The sequence below is a fragment of the Bacillus sp. FSL P4-0248 genome (genome assembly GCF_038593305.1).
GTDB classification, from domain to species: Bacteria; Bacillota; Bacilli; order Bacillales; family Bacillaceae; genus Bacillus; species Bacillus safensis.
In genome coordinates, this window is the sequence record NZ_CP151983.1 from 1,846,976 (window position 1) to 1,865,735 (window position 18,760).

Annotated in this window: 12 protein-coding genes; 6 read left to right on the forward strand and 6 right to left on the reverse strand. The window is 42.8% G+C overall.

The annotated features are described in order from the left end of the window. Window positions 1–8: 8 nt before the first annotated feature. Window positions 9–4,580: a glutamate synthase large subunit gene (gltB, locus tag NST65_RS09255; RefSeq protein ID WP_111926575.1), complete on the reverse strand. Its 4,572-nt coding sequence runs from the start codon at window positions 4,578–4,580 to the stop codon at window positions 9–11. 153 nt (window positions 4,581–4,733) lie between these two features. On the opposite strand from gltB, the gene NST65_RS09260 reads away from it, so the two are divergent. From NST65_RS09260 to NST65_RS09270, 3 genes are all read left to right on the forward strand, one after another. Further along, window positions 4,734–5,636, forward strand: coding sequence for a LysR family transcriptional regulator (locus tag NST65_RS09260; protein WP_034280677.1), 903 nt, complete (start codon window positions 4,734–4,736; stop codon window positions 5,634–5,636). Window positions 5,637–5,730: 94 nt separating this feature from the next. Then, complete coding sequence (locus tag NST65_RS09265; RefSeq protein ID WP_111926573.1) at window positions 5,731–7,467, forward strand: ABC transporter ATP-binding protein; 1,737 nt, start codon at window positions 5,731–5,733, stop codon at window positions 7,465–7,467. After that, window positions 7,460–9,289 (forward strand): ABC transporter ATP-binding protein, encoded by a 1,830-nt coding sequence (locus tag NST65_RS09270; RefSeq protein WP_111926571.1) that lies wholly within the window; start codon window positions 7,460–7,462, stop codon window positions 9,287–9,289. The genes NST65_RS09265 and NST65_RS09270 overlap by 8 nt, the downstream gene beginning before the upstream one ends. 50 nt (window positions 9,290–9,339) lie before the next feature. Here the strand turns inward: NST65_RS09270 and NST65_RS09275 are convergent, their stop codons facing one another. After that, window positions 9,340–10,167, reverse strand: coding sequence for a MerR family transcriptional regulator (locus tag NST65_RS09275; protein ID WP_070326584.1), 828 nt, complete (start codon window positions 10,165–10,167; stop codon window positions 9,340–9,342). An 87-nt stretch (window positions 10,168–10,254) separates the two neighbouring features. On the opposite strand from NST65_RS09275, the gene NST65_RS09280 reads away from it, so the two are divergent. Next, complete coding sequence (locus NST65_RS09280) at window positions 10,255–10,827, forward strand: GNAT family N-acetyltransferase (protein ID WP_111926601.1); 573 nt, start codon at window positions 10,255–10,257, stop codon at window positions 10,825–10,827. A 66-nt stretch (window positions 10,828–10,893) separates the two neighbouring features. Here the strand turns inward: NST65_RS09280 and NST65_RS09285 are convergent, their stop codons facing one another. Genes NST65_RS09285 through proC form a run of 3 tightly spaced genes read right to left on the reverse strand, consistent with a single transcriptional unit; the run spans window position 10,894 to window position 14,172 of the window. Then, entirely contained in the window at window positions 10,894–12,162 is a 1,269-nt protein-coding gene (locus NST65_RS09285; protein ID WP_111926569.1) for a glutamate-5-semialdehyde dehydrogenase, read from the reverse strand. A gap of 18 nt (window positions 12,163–12,180) precedes the next feature. Further along, entirely contained in the window at window positions 12,181–13,299 is a 1,119-nt protein-coding gene (proB, locus tag NST65_RS09290) for a glutamate 5-kinase (protein WP_061109237.1), read from the reverse strand. Window positions 13,300–13,326: 27 nt separating this feature from the next. Further along, window positions 13,327–14,172: a pyrroline-5-carboxylate reductase gene (gene proC, locus NST65_RS09295; RefSeq protein ID WP_111926567.1), complete on the reverse strand. Its 846-nt coding sequence runs from the start codon at window positions 14,170–14,172 to the stop codon at window positions 13,327–13,329. Between the two features lie 422 nt (window positions 14,173–14,594). Between proC and NST65_RS09300 the strand changes: the two genes are divergently transcribed. Both NST65_RS09300 and NST65_RS09305 read left to right on the forward strand, forming a co-directional pair. Beyond that, entirely contained in the window at window positions 14,595–15,791 is a 1,197-nt protein-coding gene (locus NST65_RS09300; protein ID WP_070326580.1) for a cytochrome P450, read from the forward strand. Window positions 15,792–15,922: 131 nt separating this feature from the next. After that, a complete protein-coding gene (locus NST65_RS09305) occupies window positions 15,923–17,965 on the forward strand; it encodes a molybdopterin oxidoreductase family protein (RefSeq protein WP_111926599.1) in 2,043 nt (680 codons plus the stop codon). Between the two features lie 41 nt (window positions 17,966–18,006). Here NST65_RS09305 and NST65_RS09310 read toward each other — a convergent pair whose 3' ends face one another. Further along, window positions 18,007–18,690 carry a glycoside hydrolase family 11 protein gene (locus NST65_RS09310; protein ID WP_024422656.1) on the reverse strand — a complete coding sequence of 228 codons (684 nt, stop codon included), beginning with the start codon at window positions 18,688–18,690 and terminating at the stop codon, window positions 18,007–18,009. Between the last annotated feature and the right edge of the window lie 70 nt (window positions 18,691–18,760).

Here is an 18,760-nt window from a genome sequence, read left to right on the forward strand (position 1 = left end):
CCCCTTTCTTAATGAGCGAGGGCTGCTTTTTGCCCGTTTGCCGTTTCTTGATTTTTCGGTTTTGTGTTTGCTTCAAAGGCATACATCACCGCTTCTTCATGACTGAGGCCCGCTTGTTTTTGTTCTTCGATGCTTTGAAGCATCATTTTGTAATTTCTCGGAATGACTTTGATGAATTGATCCTTTTCTTGCTCCCAGTTTTCAAGAAGTGCTGCTGCTTTTGAGCTGTTTGTATAATCAAGGTGTTCCTTGATCATTTGTTTCAGTTCTTGTTCTTCTTCATGATCTGTGAGCTTTTCAAACATGATCATTTCCATATTGCACATTCTTTTGAACTGTTTTGCATCCGATGTATGGATGTAAGCCACACCGCCAGACATACCTGCACCAAAGTTTTTCCCAACGTCTCCTAAAATAACGACACGTCCGCCAGTCATGTATTCACAGCCGTGATCTCCGATTCCTTCAACAACCACATGTACACCTGAATTACGAACAGCAAATCGTTCACCAGCACGCCCGTTAATATAAGCTTTTCCGCTAGTTGCGCCGTAAAATGCAACGTTCCCTACAATGACGTTTTCATGTCCATTTTGTACAAAATGATCAGACGTTTTAACAGCAATTTTGCCTCCTGAGAGTCCTTTGCCGATATAGTCATTTGAATCACCTGTTAAATAGAGAGACATGCCCTTTGGCACAAATGCGCCGAAGCTTTGTCCAGCTGAACCAGTGAATCTTAGTGTGATGGTATCCTCTGGCAAGCCCTCTTCCCCGTAGCGCTTAGACACTTCACTGCCAGTAATGGTTCCGGCCACACGGTTGATATTGCGAATGTTCAATGATAGATCAACCGGTGTTTGATGATTCAGCGCTTCTTGCACATAAGGAAGGATTTCATTCATATCCAGCGATTCATCAATTTTATGATTTTGAGGTGTTCTGAATGTCCGCGCTCCTTCTGGCTGATAAAGCAGTGTTTCAAGGTTTAGCTGGCCTGCTTTCCAGTGTGCTTTTGCTCGTTCACTGACCGCTAGGACGTCCGTGCGTCCGATTAATTCATCCATTGATGTAAAGCCGAGTTCCGCTAAGATTTCTCTTACTTCCTCTGCAATAAACATCATGAAGTTCACAATGTGATCGGGGTTACCCATGAATTTTTTGCGAAGCTCTGGATTTTGTGTGGCTACTCCGACTGGGCAAGTATCTAAATGACATGCTCTCATCATCACGCAGCCCAGCACGACAAGTGGAGCTGTCGCAAAGCCATACTCTTCTGCTCCTAAAATCGCAGCCATCACAACGTCGCGGCCAGTCATTAACTTTCCGTCTGTTTCAAGAACGACTCTTTCGCGAAGACCGTTTAACACAAGGGTTTGATGCGCTTCTGCCAATCCAAGCTCCCAAGGAAGCCCTGTGTGTTTAATACTCGTTTTCGGTGAAGCTCCGGTACCGCCGTCATAACCACTGATGACAATGACGTCCGCAGTTCCTTTTGCTACACCTGCTGCAATCGTGCCAACGCCGGCTTTAGATACAAGCTTGACACTGATGCGGGCATCACGGTTCGCGTTTTTCAAATCATGAATCAGCTGTGCCAAATCCTCAATGGAATAAATATCATGATGCGGCGGTGGTGAAATCAATCCGACACCTGGCGTAGAACCACGTACATCGGCAACCCAAGGATACACTTTATTTCCTGGCAGCTGTCCGCCTTCTCCAGGTTTTGCTCCTTGCGCCATTTTAATTTGCAGTTCATCTGCATTGACTAAGTAATGACTTTTCACACCAAATCGGCCAGAAGCGATTTGTTTAATTGCACTTCTGCGGTCATCACCATGTTCATCTACTGTAAAGCGGGCAGGATCTTCTCCGCCTTCTCCGCTGTTACTTTTACCGCCAATTCGGTTCATCGCAATCGCAAGTGCCTCATGCGCTTCTTTACTTAAAGATCCAAATGACATGGCACCTGTCTTAAAGCGGCGCACGATGGATTCAGCAGATTCAACCTCTTCCAGACGAACCGGCTTTTGTTTTGGCTGAAATGCAAACAAGTTTCTGAGGAAGCCGATTCTTTCTTCATCCGCTGCTTTTGTATATTGTTTAAATAGATCGTAATCTTCATTACGGCATGCCCACTGGAGCGTATGGATCGTTTTTGGGTTAAAAGCATGATGTTCTCCATTTTTTCTCCACTGGAATTCACTGCCTGATTCAAGTGTCTGGTCAGTTGCTGCTTGATACCCTGCTTCATGGCGGAGTTTTGCCTCATGAGCAATGGTGTCAAGATCAATTCCGCCAAGCTGAGAAGCTGTTCCTGTGAAATACGCTTGAATGACGTCTTCACTAATCCCGACTGCTTCAAAGATTTGCGCGCCTCTATAGCTTTGCACAGTGGAAATTCCCACTTTGGACATGACTTTGACGACACCTTCTGTCACGCTTTTACCAAACTTTGTAACAGCTTCATCAAAGCTGATCGAAATCGCTTCGTCTGCAATCAGCTGTTTATACGTTTCATAGACAAGGTAAGGGTGGATCGCATCTGCCCCGTAGCCAATTAGTGCGGCAAAATGATGGACCTCTCTCACCTCTCCAGATTCAACGATCAGACTGACCTTTGTCCGCAGGCCTTGACGCACAAGATGCTGATGAAGTGCACTTAGCGCAAGAAGTGGTGGAATCGGTACTTTTTCTTCTGTCATTTCACGATCTGAAAGGATTAATAAAGAGACACCTTCTCTGATCGCTTTTTCCGCCTCTTCAAACATCGCATCCAGTCCGCGCTTTAAATCATCGGTGAAAAGTGTATGGATTGTTTTGCTTTTAAAGGCATTATGAACAATCGTTTTCAAGCCGTTAAATTGCCCGCTCGTTAAGACCGGTGTATAAAGTTTAATTCTTCGGCATGAATATTCATTCGGATGTAAAATATCGCCTTCGGCACCTAACCAAGTCATGGTTGATGTCACGAGCTGCTCACGAATGGCATCAATCGGCGGGTTCGTGACTTGTGCAAACAGCTGCTTAAAATAATGAAAAAGAGACTGCGCACGATCTGATAACACAGCAAGCGGTGTGTCACTTCCCATTGAACCGATTGGATCCTTGCCTTCCTCTAGTAAAGGAATTAAATACTTTTGAATGTCTTCATACGTATAATGGAACGCACGCTGACGTGTCAATAAATCATCCATTATACTAGAATTTTCTGAATTTTCTTCCGAGCGATTGACGTGGACCATTTCTTCATCGAGCCATTTTTGATAAGGCAGTTCATTCGCAATGGTCGATTTCACTTCTTCGTCAGAAATAATTCGTCCTTCTTCTAGATCAATGAGCAGCATTTTACCAGGCTCAAGTCGATCTTTATACTTAACATCTTCTTCATTTGTGTCGATTACGCCAACCTCAGAAGAGAAAATGATATGATCATCATTCGTGACATAATATCTTGCCGGTCTTAATCCATTTCGGTCTAAGATGGCCCCGATTTGTTTCCCGTCAGTAAAGGAAATGGCTGTTGGTCCATCCCACGGCTCCATGAGAGAACTATGGTATTCATAAAATGCCCGTTTCTCTTTCGACATGTGCGTGTTTTCCGTCCAAGGCTCAGGAATCAGCATCATTGCTGTATGAGCAGGTGTACGGCCTGCAAGCACAAAGAATTCAAAGGCATTGTCTAAAATGGATGAATCACTTCCGTCTGCATTCAGCACTGGCAAAATCTTGTCTAAATCGTCTCCGAAGGCTTCAGATACGAATTGTTGCTCTCTTGCTCTCATCCAATTGATGTTCCCTCTTAATGTGTTGATTTCTCCGTTGTGAATTAAGTAACGGTTTGGATGGGCTCTTTCCCATGTAGGAAATGTATTTGTACTAAATCTTGAATGGACAAGTGAAAATGCAGAAACAAATGTTTCATCCTGTAGATCAAGATAAAAAGCATCGACTTGATCTGATGTTAAAAGCCCCTTGTATACGATGGTTTGACTCGACAGGCTGACAAAGTAAAATTGTTTTTCTTCTCTTGTTCCCCAGTTCTCAGCCTGTTTACGGATGACATATAATTTTCGTTCAAATGACAAACGATCTGTGATCTTGTCGTTTGCTCCGATAAAGACCTGTCTCACAACCGGACAGCTCTTCGCTGCGACAGTACCAATTTTTCCGGCATCGACAGGAACTGTTCTCCAGCCAATTAATGTTTGGCCTTCTTGTTTAATGAACCCGTTGATTTTCTGTTCGATGGCTTGACGCGTTTTTTCGTCATCATCTTTTGAAAAGAAGACCATTCCTACCCCGTAACGGCCTTTTTCAGGAAGTGCAAATTCTTTGCAGTTCTTTCTAAAGAAAGCGTCTGGCAGCTGTACCATTAAACCGGCACCATCACCTGTATACGGATCACTGCCTTGCCCGCCGCGATGATCAAGCTGGCACAGCATTTGTAATCCCTTTTTGACGATGCTATGTGTCGCCTCCCCTTTTAAATGGGCGTACAGTCCGATTCCACATGCATCATGTTCAAATTCAGGACGGTAGAGACCTTGTGGTTGTGGTAGTTGATTATAAGTCATCGTTTCTCTCCCCCGTTTAAAAGATCCGTTTTTTCACAGTAATAAAATCTCACAAACTCTGTAACTTATTTTAAGTTTTCAAATTGATATAAACAATATATAATTTAGATCAAAACAATCTCTTTTTGAGATAGATGGGTGTGAAGTGCAAAAATGGAGCTTCGTCAGTTACGTTATTTTGTAGAAGTCGCAGACCGTGAACACGTGTCAGAAGCGGCTGAAAACTTACATGTTGCCCAATCTGCCATCAGCCGGCAGATTGCGAATTTAGAAGAAGAACTTGGAGTGGCCTTATTCGAACGAGAAGGACGAAATATCAAATTAACGAAGATCGGCAGACAATTTTTAGATCATGTCAGAACTGCACTCAAAGCCATTGATTATGCGAAAGAGCAAATTGATGAATACTTAGATCCGCACAAAGGAACGGTGAATATTGGCTTTCCTACAAGTCTAGCAAGCCAAGTACTCCCTTCTGTCATCTCCGCCTTTAAGCAGGAATATCCAGAGGTCGATTTTTTACTTCGTCAAGGGTCCTATAAATTTCTCATTGAAGCGGTCAAAAACCGAGATATCGATCTCGCCTTTTTAGGACCCGTACCGACAAACGATTCTCAAATAGAAGGAAATATTTTGTTTTCCGAAAGCATTTATGCCCTTTTACCGGTTAGCCACCCCTTTAGTGGACAAAGAAGTATTCATTTAAGTGATTTAAGAAAGGATCATTTCGTGTTATTTCCTGAAGGGTATGTGCTGAGACAAATTGCGGTTGATGCTTGCAAGCAGGCAGGCTATGAGCCTACCATTTCATCTGAAGGAGAAGATTTGGATGCCATTAAAGGTCTCGTATCTGCAGGTATGGGCGTTACCTTATTACCCGAAAGCGCCTTTTATGAAACAACACCGCGATTTACAGTGAAAATTCCGATCGATTTCCCTCAAGTGAGAAGAACGGTTGGAATTATTGCATCTAAAACGCGCGAAATGTCTCCTTCTGCCCATGATTTTTATGTGTTTGTGAAGGATTTCTTTTCTAAAATTGAACAATATAAATAATTCACTAAAACAAGACATTTCATTTGTAGAAATAATCCCACTTTGTATATGATGGGTTACAGAACAAAAGACTATATGGAAGAAAGGTATTCGTATGAAATCAATTTTATCGTTTTTAAAGCCGTATCGGCTGTCCGTTGTGTCCATTGTCATTCTCACCTTTTTAAGCAGTATGCTCCAACTGTATTTACCGACGTTAACAGCAGATATCGTTGATGTCGGTATCGTCCAGGGAGATATTGCTTACATATGGAAGGTTGGCGGCTGGATGGTGGCTTGTTCTTTACTCGCCATTTTGCTCACCATTTGGAAGTCTTACTTGTCATCAAAAACAGCACTTGGCTTCGGGCGTGATATGAGAAGACAGCTGTTTGTACATGTCGAAAAATTTTCATTAGAAGAATTTCAAAAGATCGGCACGTCTTCCTTTATTACAAGATCAACAAATGATGTGAAACAAGTCCAAGATGTGACAATCATGATTTTACAAATGATGACGCGGGCCCCGCTCATGCTTGTAGGCGGAATTATTTTGGCTGTTTCCAGGGATGCTGTCCTGTCTCTTATCTTTTTAGCGGCCCTCCCTCTTCTTGGCGGATTTATCTATTTGGTGTCAAGAAAAGCCATTCCGCTATTTGGCCAGCTTCAGAAAAAAACAGACCGGCTGAATTTAATTATGCGAGAATCTCTTTCAGGCATCCGCGTCATTCGCGCTTTTAACCGTGTGGATGATGAAAAGGAGCGATTCCAAGAAGCCAACACGTCCTATAAGGATACTGGTCTTAGAGTCAACCGATTAATGGCTTACTTGTTTCCATTTATGCTGATTATCATGAACTTCACGAATATCGGCATTGTCTGGCTTGGCGCAAACCGAATTGATGCCGGAGAAATGGAAGTTGGAAATCTCATTGCCTTCATTCAATATGCGATGATGATTTTAATGGCACTTATTATGCTGTCGATGAGCTTTATTATGGTCCCAAGAGCACAAGCATCAGCTAAACGCATGAATGAAGTGTTAAACATGGAACCAAAGATTAAAGACAAAGAAGAGTCTATGACTGAGCTTCACGAGCCCTCCCAATCCATTCGCTTTGAGGATGTGTCATTTTATTACTCAAATGCTGAGAAACCAGCCGTTCAAGGTATCACGTTTGAAGCCAAAACTGGTGAAACGACAGCCATCATCGGAAGTACGGGTTCTGGGAAAACAACACTTCTCCAGCTGATGACGCGCTTTTATGAAGTGACAGAAGGCCGGATTACACTAGATGGTGTAGACATTAGAGAACTGCCTCAGGAGAAACTGAGAAACCAAATGGGCTATGTCTCTCAAAAAGCTGTTTTATTCAGCGGAACCATTGCCGAAAATGTGCGCTTTGGCAATCAGGATGCAAGCGATGAAGACGTCTGGCAGGCGCTGCGAACTGCGCAGGCCGAAGAATTTGTTTTGCAAAAAGATGGCGGAATTGATGCAGAAATTGATCAAGGTGGTTCCAATCTATCCGGCGGCCAAAAGCAGCGGCTTTCCATTGCAAGGGCGCTAGTGAGAAGACCATCATTCTATCTGTTTGACGATAGCTTTTCAGCACTTGATTACAAAACAGATGCGAAGCTGCGGGCATCATTAGAAGCAGAAAAAGCTCATGCAGCCCTCATCATTGTGGCTCAACGAATCAGTACAGTGAAGCATAGTGATAAAATCATTGTACTTGATGAAGGGAAAATCGCAGGTATCGGAACACACGAACAATTATTAAAGGATAATCTTGTATATCAAGAGATTGTCGCATCTCAGGAAGGTCAGGAGGTGAGCGAGGATGAGTAAGAAAATGTCTTCAGGCATGGGCCATAAAGGCGGCCACCCTAAAGGGCCAGCCGCAAAACCGAAGGAATTTAAGAAAACACTGCTTCGTTTGACAGGCTATTTAAAACCAAGGAAATTTCAGCTGATCATCGTCCTTATTGCAGCGATTGGTTCAACTGTCTTTAACGTCATTAGTCCAAAGCTGCTTGGGGATGCCACCTCTTCCTTATTTGACAGCTTTACGAATGGAACAGGCGTTCAATTTGATGTCATTTCACGAATTCTTTTGCTGCTTGTCGTGCTGTACGTCGTTGCTTCCCTCTTTTCATTCGTTCAGCAATATGTCATGGCTGGTGTCTCTCAACAGACCATTGCTGAATTACGGCAGGAAGCAAATGACAAGCTCACACGTCTCCCCCTTCGTTATTTTGATAAAACAACCCACGGGGACACGCTGAGCCGTGTGATGAATGATATCGATAATATTAATACATCGCTTCAGCAGGCGCTCACCCAAGTGATTACATCTGTGATTACAGTCATTGGGATTGTCGTGATGATGCTCTTCATCAGTCCGCTGCTTACGTTGCTTGTTTGTTTGACGCTGCCACTCAGCCTGTTTGCGATTCGCGGCATTACGTCATTTTCTCAAAAGCATTTTAAAGCGCAGCAAAAAGAGCTTGGCACGATCAATGGACATATTAATGAGATGTTCACAGGACATCAGACAGTTCGTGCGTATGGCTACGAAAAGAAAGCAATCGATACATTTGATCAATTAAATGAAAAGCTGTATGAATCTTCAAGGAAAGCACAGTTCATTTCTGGTTTAATGATGCCAATGATGACCTTTATCGGGAACCTTGGCTATGTGGCAGTCAGTGTAGCCGGCGGGATTCTAGTCATTAACGGGAATATTCGTGTCGGGGATGTGCAGGCGTTTATCCAATACACACAGCAAATGTCTCAGCCGCTTGTGCAAGCATCAAGCGTCGCAAACTTAGTTCAATCGGCGATCGCTTCTGCTGAAAGGGTCTTTGAAATCCTTGATGAGGAAGAAGAAAGTACCGAAGAAGATGCGGCAATTGATCTTGCATCACTCTCAGGCGATGTGAGCTTTGAACAAGTTCAATTCGGATATGAAAAAGATCATCCGATTATTAAAGGTTTGGATTTAGATGTGCAAGAAGGTCAGACGGTTGCCATTGTTGGGCCAACAGGTGCAGGAAAAACAACCATCATTAATCTTTTAATGCGTTTTTACGAATTAGATCAAGGCTCCATACGCATTGGCGGTGTCAAAACAACTGACCTCAGCCGTCAGCAAGTACGAGAATTATTTGCGATGGTTCTTCAAGATACATGGCTCTTTGAAGGAACGATTTACGACAACATTGCCTATGGCAGGCAGCACGTTTCCAAAGAGGATGTCATCAAAGCCGCCAAACATGCCTATGCAGATGATTTCATCCGCACGCTTCCAGATGGATATGACACACTCTTAACAGAAGATGCAGGCAACCTGTCTCAAGGTCAGCGCCAGCTGTTAACCATCGCCCGTGCCATTTTATCTGATCCAAAGATCTTGATATTAGATGAAGCAACAAGCAGTGTGGATACACGGACAGAGATGCATATTCAAAAAGCAATGAATGAATTGATGAAAGGCAGAACGAGCTTCGTGATTGCACACAGACTTTCAACGATTAAGGATGCAGACCTTATTTTAGTCATGAAGGATGGAAGCATCATTGAAAAAGGATCGCACAGCGAACTCTTAAAACAAAAAGGCTTCTATGCAGACTTATATATGAGTCAATTTGCCGAAAATCAAGTGGGATAACATCAAAAAAAGAGGATAGACACGCATGTCACATGCTGTCTATCCTCTTTTCAATTGTCATCTGCTCGCTTCTTCACTTTTACACTGAGCTTCGTTATATACTCTGCTTCATCTTTAGACATGAGCGAATGAAGTAAATACTCCTCAAATACATCTCCATCCAGCATCATGCCCTCTTTCTCGATTTCATCTAACAAATGCGAATAAGCAGATTCGATCTGATCAAATGTTCCTTGATCATACATCACCGCATAGAGCCCGCCAGGTTTTTTGACTGCCCCCGGGCCATCCATTCGGCAGAACAGCTGATCTGACTGATGATAGTGCCGCTTACGGAACTGCTCCTTTTTTAAGACAGAACCATTTGCCGCAGCCCCTTTTATGCCAACTCCCTTTAAAAATTCCCCTACAATACGTGATATTTCTTCTACAGGTGTATTGAAGTCGATCGGGTTTGATGCACTTAGTACAACGGGTTCTTCTGGCAGCTCTTGAAACAGGACCTCCCCTATTTTCACATTTGCTAATTCAAGTGTCGTCTCCATCACCCGCATAAGAAAAGCCTGGATGTCTTGAAGTTTTTCAATCTCTTGTTTGACCTTTTTTATTTGGTCGGCCGCTAGGCTTTGCAGTCTCTCGCGGGAAGGTTCTGTGAAATATTGTTTTAACTCTTTGATCGGAAATTGAACAGCTCGCAAGGATTGAATCGCAATAAAATGGTCAAATTGCTCAAGTGTATAGTAACGGTATCCATTTTCGTGAACACCAGCCGGCTTAAATAAATCGATTTTATCATAATACAGAAGCGTATCTTTTTTGACATCAAATAGCTTGGCAAATTCTCCAGTGAAAAACGTTTTTTGCACATCATTGATCATGATGAAGGCTCCTTTCTTGACTATGGAGTAACTCCATCCTTTATTATAACATCCAGAAACATCACTACGCATGGAAAGGATAAGAAAATGAACAAAATAATTCAACATGAAGTGACATTAGCACATGCAAATAAAGAGGATTTCCCTTCTATGAAAAAAGAGCTTCAGAAAGCTTTTACAGCTGGCGTAATCGACGCATTTGGCGATGCGCATGGTGGACCAATTCCTCCAGATGAAGTGATTGATGAATCCTTTCATTCAAATGAACACATTGTTTATCATATTATGCTAAATGGTGAAAAGGCAGGCGGCGTTGTGATCAAAATCAACCAAGAGACACATCACAACTCGGTTGATTTGCTATACATTTCATCATCCTTTCACGGCCGGGGCATTGGTCAGGCAGCATGGAAAGCCATCGAGGCGCAATATCCAGAAACGATTGTATGGGAGGTTGTGACTCCATACTTTGAAAAACGCAACATTCATTTTTATGTCAATAAATGCGGTTTTCAAATAGTTGAATTTTATCACTTACACCATCCAGATCCAAACGCACATCATGAAGCACATCACGGCAATGAACCTTTAGCACCTGAGGAATTTGAATTTTTTAAATTTGAGAAGGTCATGAAGAAAAATTGTGCAAACGTAGGATAACGTGTATTTCTTTTAAATAAAGTTAAAAACACTACCTCATAAAAAGGTAGTGTTTCTTGAATCTTTCTAGCTTCTAATCTGACCGTCACCACACAGAAGCAGCTTAGTTGTCGTAAGTGCAGGAAGTCCCATTGGCCCTCTTGCGTGCAGTTTTTGAGTAGAGATGCCGATTTCAGCTCCATAGCCAAGTGCACCGCCGTCTGTAAAGCGAGTCGATGCGTTATGATAAACAGCCGCCGCATCTACTTCGTTTAGAAACGTGAGTGCATTTTTTTCATCTTCTGTCACGATGGCTTCTGAATGTTTTGTGCCGTACTGATCGATATGGCTGATTGCTTCCTCGATTGAATCGACTACCTTTACCGCAAGATCCAGACTTAAATACTCATCTGTCCAATCCACTTCCAAAGCAGGAACCGCGTTTGAGAAGTAAGACTCTGCTGCCTGGTCGCCATGTACAGTGACACGATGCTCCTGCAAAGCTTCATTTAATGAGGCTGCATTCTCTTTCAGCCAATCGCGATGAATAATCAGCGTCTCAAGTGCATTACATACGGCCGGACGATTCGTTTTCGCATTGATTACAATCTCAATGGCTTTTTTCACATTCGCGGTTTGATCAACATAGACATGACAGTTTCCTGTCCCTGTTTCAAGCACTGGGATAGTGGATTCTTCTACCACTGTTTTGATTAAAGATGCTCCGCCTCGCGGAATTAAAACATCAATCCATTCTTTTAGTTGAAACATCGCCTGAACCGATGAACGGTCTGTTTGTTCAATTAATTGCACCGCATCACGAGGAATCTTTGTTTGATCCAATGCTTCATGGATCACACTGACGATGGCTTTGTTGGAAGAAATAGCGGAGGAACCGCCTTTTAAAATCACTGAGTTGCCTGCCTTAAGGGCAAGGCCTGCTGCATCGACAGTGACGTTCGGTCTCGCTTCATAGATCATCCCGATCACGCCGAGCGGTACTCTTCGGCTTTTCACGTGTAAGCCGTTATCAAGAGTCCATTCATCCAATATTTCTCCAACAGGATCTGTTAATCTCGTCACAAGCCGCAAACTTTCAGCAAACTCGTGAATTCTTTCTTCATTTAACATTAATCGATCCATGAGTGCCTCTGAGAAGCCCTTTTCTTTCCCAGTATCTAAATCCTTTTGATTCTCCTGTAAAATGAAACGGCTGTTTTGCTCTAACGCTTCTGCCATTTTAAGCAGCGCGTCATTTTTTTCCTCTGTCTGAAGTAAACCGAGTTTTTTTGAAACATGCTTTGCTTTCTTCGCTTTTTCTTTGACCGATGTGACAACTTCAGCTGTCAGTGTCATGGAATTCCTCCCTTTTGGTTAACAAACTGGAATCGATAAATCTAAATGACAAACAAATGCTTCAAGATCAACGACATGCACGATTTCATCTTGTAACAAGTGACTCTTACGTGCGAGTTCATCTGATGCATAATTCACAACGCCAAGCCCTATTTCTCTTCCATCTTGATCTAAAATACGGACAACATCGCCTTTTTTAAATGAACCTTTCACATTGACAATCCCATCAGAATCAAGACTTCCCTCACGGTGCATGAGAAATTCCTGTGTTTTCTCTTGAACCACGATCTCACCCTTTGGTCCAGAATGAAAGGCAATCCACTGCTTCTTATAATTGAGCGGCGCTACATTTTCGTCAGCGGTAAAATAAGTGCCGTCCTCTGTCCCATTGATCGCTTTGTCTAAAATGTGAGGCGTATCTGCTTTTCCTAAAAAGCCGTTGATCCCTGCGGCCATTGATATTTTAAAGGCATCGAGCTTTGATTTCATTCCGCCTGTACCTACGCTGCTGCCTGCGTCTCCAGCAGCTGCTTCGATGTCTTCTGTGATATCAGTGACTTCAAGAATTCTCTTCGCATTTGGATTAGTATGAGGATTATCTTCATACAAGCCATCAATATCAGATAAAATAGCAAGGAAATCCGCATCAATGAGTCCAGCTACTTTTGCAGACAATGTATCGTTGTCTCCAAACTTCAACCGATTGATCGTCACTGTATCATTCTCATTAATAATTGGGATGATGCCTCGATCCAATAACACGTTCATTGTGTTACGCACATTTTGATAGCGCGTTTCATCAGAAAAATCACTTCTTGTGATTAAGAGCTGTGAAGCAATATAACCATGTGATAAAAATAAAGTAGAATATGATTCCATTAATAGCCCTTGCCCAATTGAGGCAGATGCCTGCTTTTCCGGCAGTGTTTTGGGTCTATCGATAAATCCTAGTTTTCGGTAACCAGCTGCAACCGCACCAGATGAAACCAAAATGACTTCGTGTCCTTCATCTTTAAGTTTCACAATTTGATTGACGAGGTTTTCTAGTTTTTTCAAACTAATCTCACCTTGAAAGCTAGTAAGAGAGCTGCTTCCGATTTTCACAACAATTCGTTTTCTCTCTTTATCTGCGTACACCTAATCACTCCTGTACCTGAGCTCTATTTATATAGATACTTTTTGTTTTTGCTGATTGCTTATCTCTTTTGATCGATTGGCAGCATGTTTGACAGCTTGCTTGATCGCTTCTCCCCCGCCAAAATCATCTAATGCATTCAGTCCTGCAGCAGTTGTTCCATTTGGTGACGTAATTTTCTCTCTTAAGACAGAAGGATTTTCCTCTGTTTCTTGCAGCATTTTTGCCGCACCGAGGAGTGTCTGCGCGCCAATTTGGCGAGACAATTCCTTTGATAAACCTGCCTCTTCTCCTGCTTCTTCGATTCTTTCCATTAAGAAATAAAAGTAGGCGGGCCCGCTTCCAGCAATTCCAGTGAAAATATCCATTTGCTCTTCCTGAATGGTATAGACTTCGCCCATTTCAGATAAAAGAGCCTGGCTTATGCTCATATGATCGCTTTTCACATAACGTCCAGCAGATAAAGCAGTCGCTGACGCCCCGATCGTACTTGATGTATTTGGCATGACCCTCATAACAGGCTGGCCTTCATGCAGCATGTCTTCAATATACGATAGCTTAACACCTGCAAGGACAGACATGATGAGCTGATCTGGCTGAATACGAGGTTTTAATGATTCAAGGGCTGCTTCAGCATCCTTTGGCTTCATGGCCAGGATCAACATATCCATTTCTTCAAAAGGAAATGAATCCATTGCGGCTGTTTGGATGCCGTATCGTTTCGTTAGTTCATTCAATCGAAGTTGATTTTGTCTGTTTGTTGCGTAAATTTGGCCTAGCGGCATCTGTCCTGATCGCACAATCCCTGCGATCATTCCTTCCGCCATAGAACCTGCTCCAATGAAAGCAACTTTCTTTTGATCAATGATATTGATCCTCTCCCTTGTTCGCTTTTTGTTCGTGTTTTTCGCACGTTAGTAATCGTAACATGATGAGAAATCGTGTCAAGAAAGAGCCAGCGTTTTTCAAAAGTCCCGAATGCATGGCCGGCAGCTTGCTGCAAGTATGTTAGCCGTGTTTTTCAAATACAGCATTTTAGATCAAAAGAACTATGATCATTTGAATCATAGGACCCTTTCGTTCGACTGAATTCACCATTTTATTTTTGGTTTCGGTGACTTCAATTCTATTTTTTAGAAAGCGCTCTCATTTTAATGACTTTCTATTTTCCTATATGGTGAATGTGCTTGAATCTTTCGATTAGACTATTGACATATTTTAGAAAACATGTCCGTTGAAATGATATTTTACTGGTGATACCGTGAAAGAGAAATCATGTGAAAAAGGAGCGTTCATAATGAAAGTGAAAGAAAACTATGTCAATGTGATTCCAATGAAAGAAATCCGTTCTACCGATGACCTTCTTTTCCCATTCCCTATTTACAATGAGCTGCGTGCAGAGAGTGATATTAGATATGATGAGACAAGAAAGTGCTGGGATCTTTTTCGATATGCGGATATCCAGTCTGTTCTAAAGCAGCCTAAAGTGTTCTCTTCACAGCGAGGAAGAAGCACATCTAAAACAAGTATTTTAACGATGGATCCTCCAAAACATACAAAGATGAGAGCGCTTGTGAATAAAGCATTCACCCCAAAAGCGATCAAGCAATTAGAAGATAAGATCAAGGACCTGACACATGATCTATTAAATCAAGTAAAGGATCAACGTACGTTTGATATTGTGCAAGATTTAGCAGCTCCCCTGCCAGTGATGATCATCGCTGAGCTTCTCGGTGCAGAGGTGCAGGACAGAGAGCTGATTAAAAAACATTCTGATGCCCTTGTGGCAGGTGCTAAGGATGAATCAAAGGAAGCCATTCAGGCTGTTGTAGATATGCAGAAACGCGCTGAAGAGGAGCTGTCCATTTATTTTGCTCATTTGATTAAAAAAAGAAAAGAAACGCCTGCCGATGACTTGATCTCGCTTCTCATTCAAGCAGAAATTGATGGAGAGCGTTTAACCGAGAATGAACTGCTTGGCTTTTGTATTCTATTACTCGTTGCAGGCAATGAGACAACGACCAATTTAATAACCAATGCCGTACGACTGCTGACAGAGCAGCCGCATATTGCTGAATCAGTTCGGCAGGACCCCTCTCTTATTCCTCAATTGACTGAGGAAACGCTGCGGTATTATCCCCCTGTTCAAGCCATTGGCCGAATCGCCGCAGAGGATGTTGAAATTGCAGGCGCGCACATTCAAAAAGGAGACTACCTCATCAGCTGGGTTGCTTCAGCAAATCGGGATGAACAGAAGTTTGAAGATCCAGATACGTTCCGGCTTGACCGAAAATCAAATCCGCATATGAGCTTTGGATTTGGCATTCATTTTTGTCTCGGTGCACCGCTTGCCCGGCTTGAAAGCAACATTGCGCTTGACGTTTTACTCCATACGTTTCAAGACATCACCTGCGTGGCAGAACAGCTAAAACCTATTCAAAGCACGTTTGTTTTTGGGGTAAAAGAATTTCCTGTACATGTCACCCGTTTTTAAAAGTCCCTTTTTCAGGGGCTTTTTTTCATTTTCTTCAATTCATCATCTCTTTCTTACCTTCCACCTCCGAACATGCTAAAATAAAGTCCATACAAAGTGATAACGGAATGAAGAAAGGAAGCCAAAAACTCATGACCGATTATACAGCGATGAAAGACGGAATATTCAAATCAGTTTGTTCGTTAGACTGCCCGGATCAGTGCGGTCTTTTAATACATAAAGAAAATGGAAAGATCGTGAAAGTGCAGGGAGATCCGGACCACCCTGTCACACAAGGAAACATATGCAACAAAGTGCGTAATGTCACAGCACGTTTATATGATGAAAAAAGACTGACCACTCCGTTAAAACGTGTTGGCCAAAAAGGCGAAGCACAGTTTGTGCCGATTACGTGGGAAGAAGCCATTGAAACCATTCGTCAAAAATGGACAAAGCTGATCGAAGAAAAAGGACCAGAAAGCATTCTGCCTTACAGCTTCTATGGGAACATGGGCAATCTCAACGCAGAAGGAATGGACCGCCGCTTTTTTTATCGTCTTGGTTCAAGCCAGTTAGACCGGACGATCTGTCAGTCAGCAGGAACGACTGGCTATAAATATACAATGGGCGCAAGCATTGGGACAGATCCTGAAGACACCATTCATACGAAACTATTTATCTTTTGGGGCATCAATGCTGTGTCGACCAATATGCACCAAATCACCTTGGCACAAAAAGCGCGAAAGCAAGGAGCTAAGATTGTCGTGATTGATGTTCACAAGAACCAAACCGGCCGGATGGCAGATTGGTTCATTCCGCTTCGTCCTGGTACTGACAGTGCACTTGCCCTTGGCATCATGCATGTTCTTTTTAAAGAGGAACGTACAGATGAAGCCTTTTTAGAGACTTACACGGTCGGCCATAAAGAGCTGCGCGAGCATGTAAAGCAGTATGATCCAGACACAGTTGAGCGCATCACAGGTGTCCCTAAAGGCGACATCATTACACTTGCAAGAATGTACGCTGAGACATCACCCTCTCTTATTCGCATTGGGAATGGTTTGCAGCACCATGATAATGGCGGGATGAGTATTAGAACCATTTCCTGCCTCCCTGCCCTGACTGGCCAATGGCTTCACAAGGGCGGCGGCGCGATGAAATCAAACTCTTCTTTTCTCAGCTATAATGAAACAGCCCTTCAGCGGCCGGATTTATTAAAAGAACGCACGCCTAGATCATTCAATATGAATCAGCTGGGCAGCGTGCTGACAAGCGCAGAGCCTTCCGTTGATTCTCTCTTTATCTACTCGTGCAACCCAGCGGTTGTGACACCTGAAGCGAATAAAGTCAGAGAAGGTTTGCTGAGAGAGGACTTATTTACAGTGGTTCATGATTTATTCCTGACAGAAACAGCGGCGTATGCAGACATTGTCCTGCCGGCGACATCAGCCTTTGAAAACGAGGATTTCTATACATCATACTGGCATCATTATATTCAAATTCAGGAGCCAGTGATAGAACGCTACGGAGAAAGCAAATCCAATACTGAAGTATTCCGCCTGTTAGCCCATGCGATGGGCTTTGAAGATGAAGCCTTCCGCGAGACAGACGCTGAACTGATGGAACAAGCTCTTCATCATCCAGAAAATCCACATTATGAGGACATTTCATACGAAGCATTAAAAGAAAAGAAATGGATCAAAGCGAAACGTGGACCTTTCCAGGAATTAAAGCTTCAAACCCCAAGCGGGAAAATTGAGCTTTATTCTGAACAAATGAAAAAAAACGGGTATCCAGCACTTCCAACCTATGTGCCCCTTTATCAGGAAAGCGATTATCCGCTTACCTTTATACCGGGACCGAACCATAATTTTCTGAACTCCACCTTCTCACTTCATGAAAAGCATCAAAAGCTTGAGAAATTTCCGAAGCTTCACATGAATGAACAGGATGCAAAGGAAAGAAAAATTGAAGATGGTGACATGGTGCGTGTGCTAAACGACCGAGGAGAGTGTGAGCTTGTCGTGTCAGTCGGTCAAAATGTATTATCTGGTGTTGTGGTCAGTCAAGGATTATGGGCAGATCAAAAAGGCAAAAAGCATTTAGTGAATGGATTAACACCTGATCGATTGGCAGATATGGGCGGCGGCGCGACGTTCTTTTCTGGCAGAGTGGAAGTTGAAAAATTATCATAGAAAAAAGCCAGCCGTTTTTTGCTGGCTTTTTTCATATGCTTTTATCGAATCATCAGCTGATTCGTCATGACATTCGCACTTCCGTTGCTTCGGTAGCCTTCTACAGTTAATGCTGTTTCATACATTTTTCCCATTGGCATGCCTAAGCTTTCCCATTTTTTAAAATGCTCACTGACGGAAACAGTTCCGCTTGTGCGTTTTGTTTGACGTACACTCCAATATTGTTTGAAGGTAGCGTCTCCAATGATAGAAGGCTGATTGACACGGAGCGTTTCATATATGTCATATGTGCCTCCATCGGCATAAAATGATCCTTTATACGTTCCTGTTGGACGATATGTGCCCCATGACTCAACAATGTAGTATTCAGCTAATGGAGATTGTGTCCAGCCATAGACACATAAATAGGAATTCCCGCCCGGGTTAAAGGCTGCGTTGTAGTTGATGGAGATGTTGCCAAGTTGATGATGAGTTTTAGTGGAATCAAACTTCTTTCCTTTTCGAAATAAGGCATTTCCAATATTGTTCCAGCTTGCACTAAATGCCCCGCCGTTATTGAGTGTCATCGAGGTATTTCCGTAATCCTTCCATAATTCAAAATCGTATCCGCTGTGTGTCCCTATCCTATTATCATAAATCGTTTCCGCATGAGCTGGCACAGCCGTCAGTGTCAGCACAAATCCAATACACATCACAAACAACAGCCTCAATCTTTTCAAATTCATTTTCCATCCCTCTCCTTTTTTCATCCGTATTGTTCTGTCATCCCTAAGGTGAAAAACCCATCACCTCCTT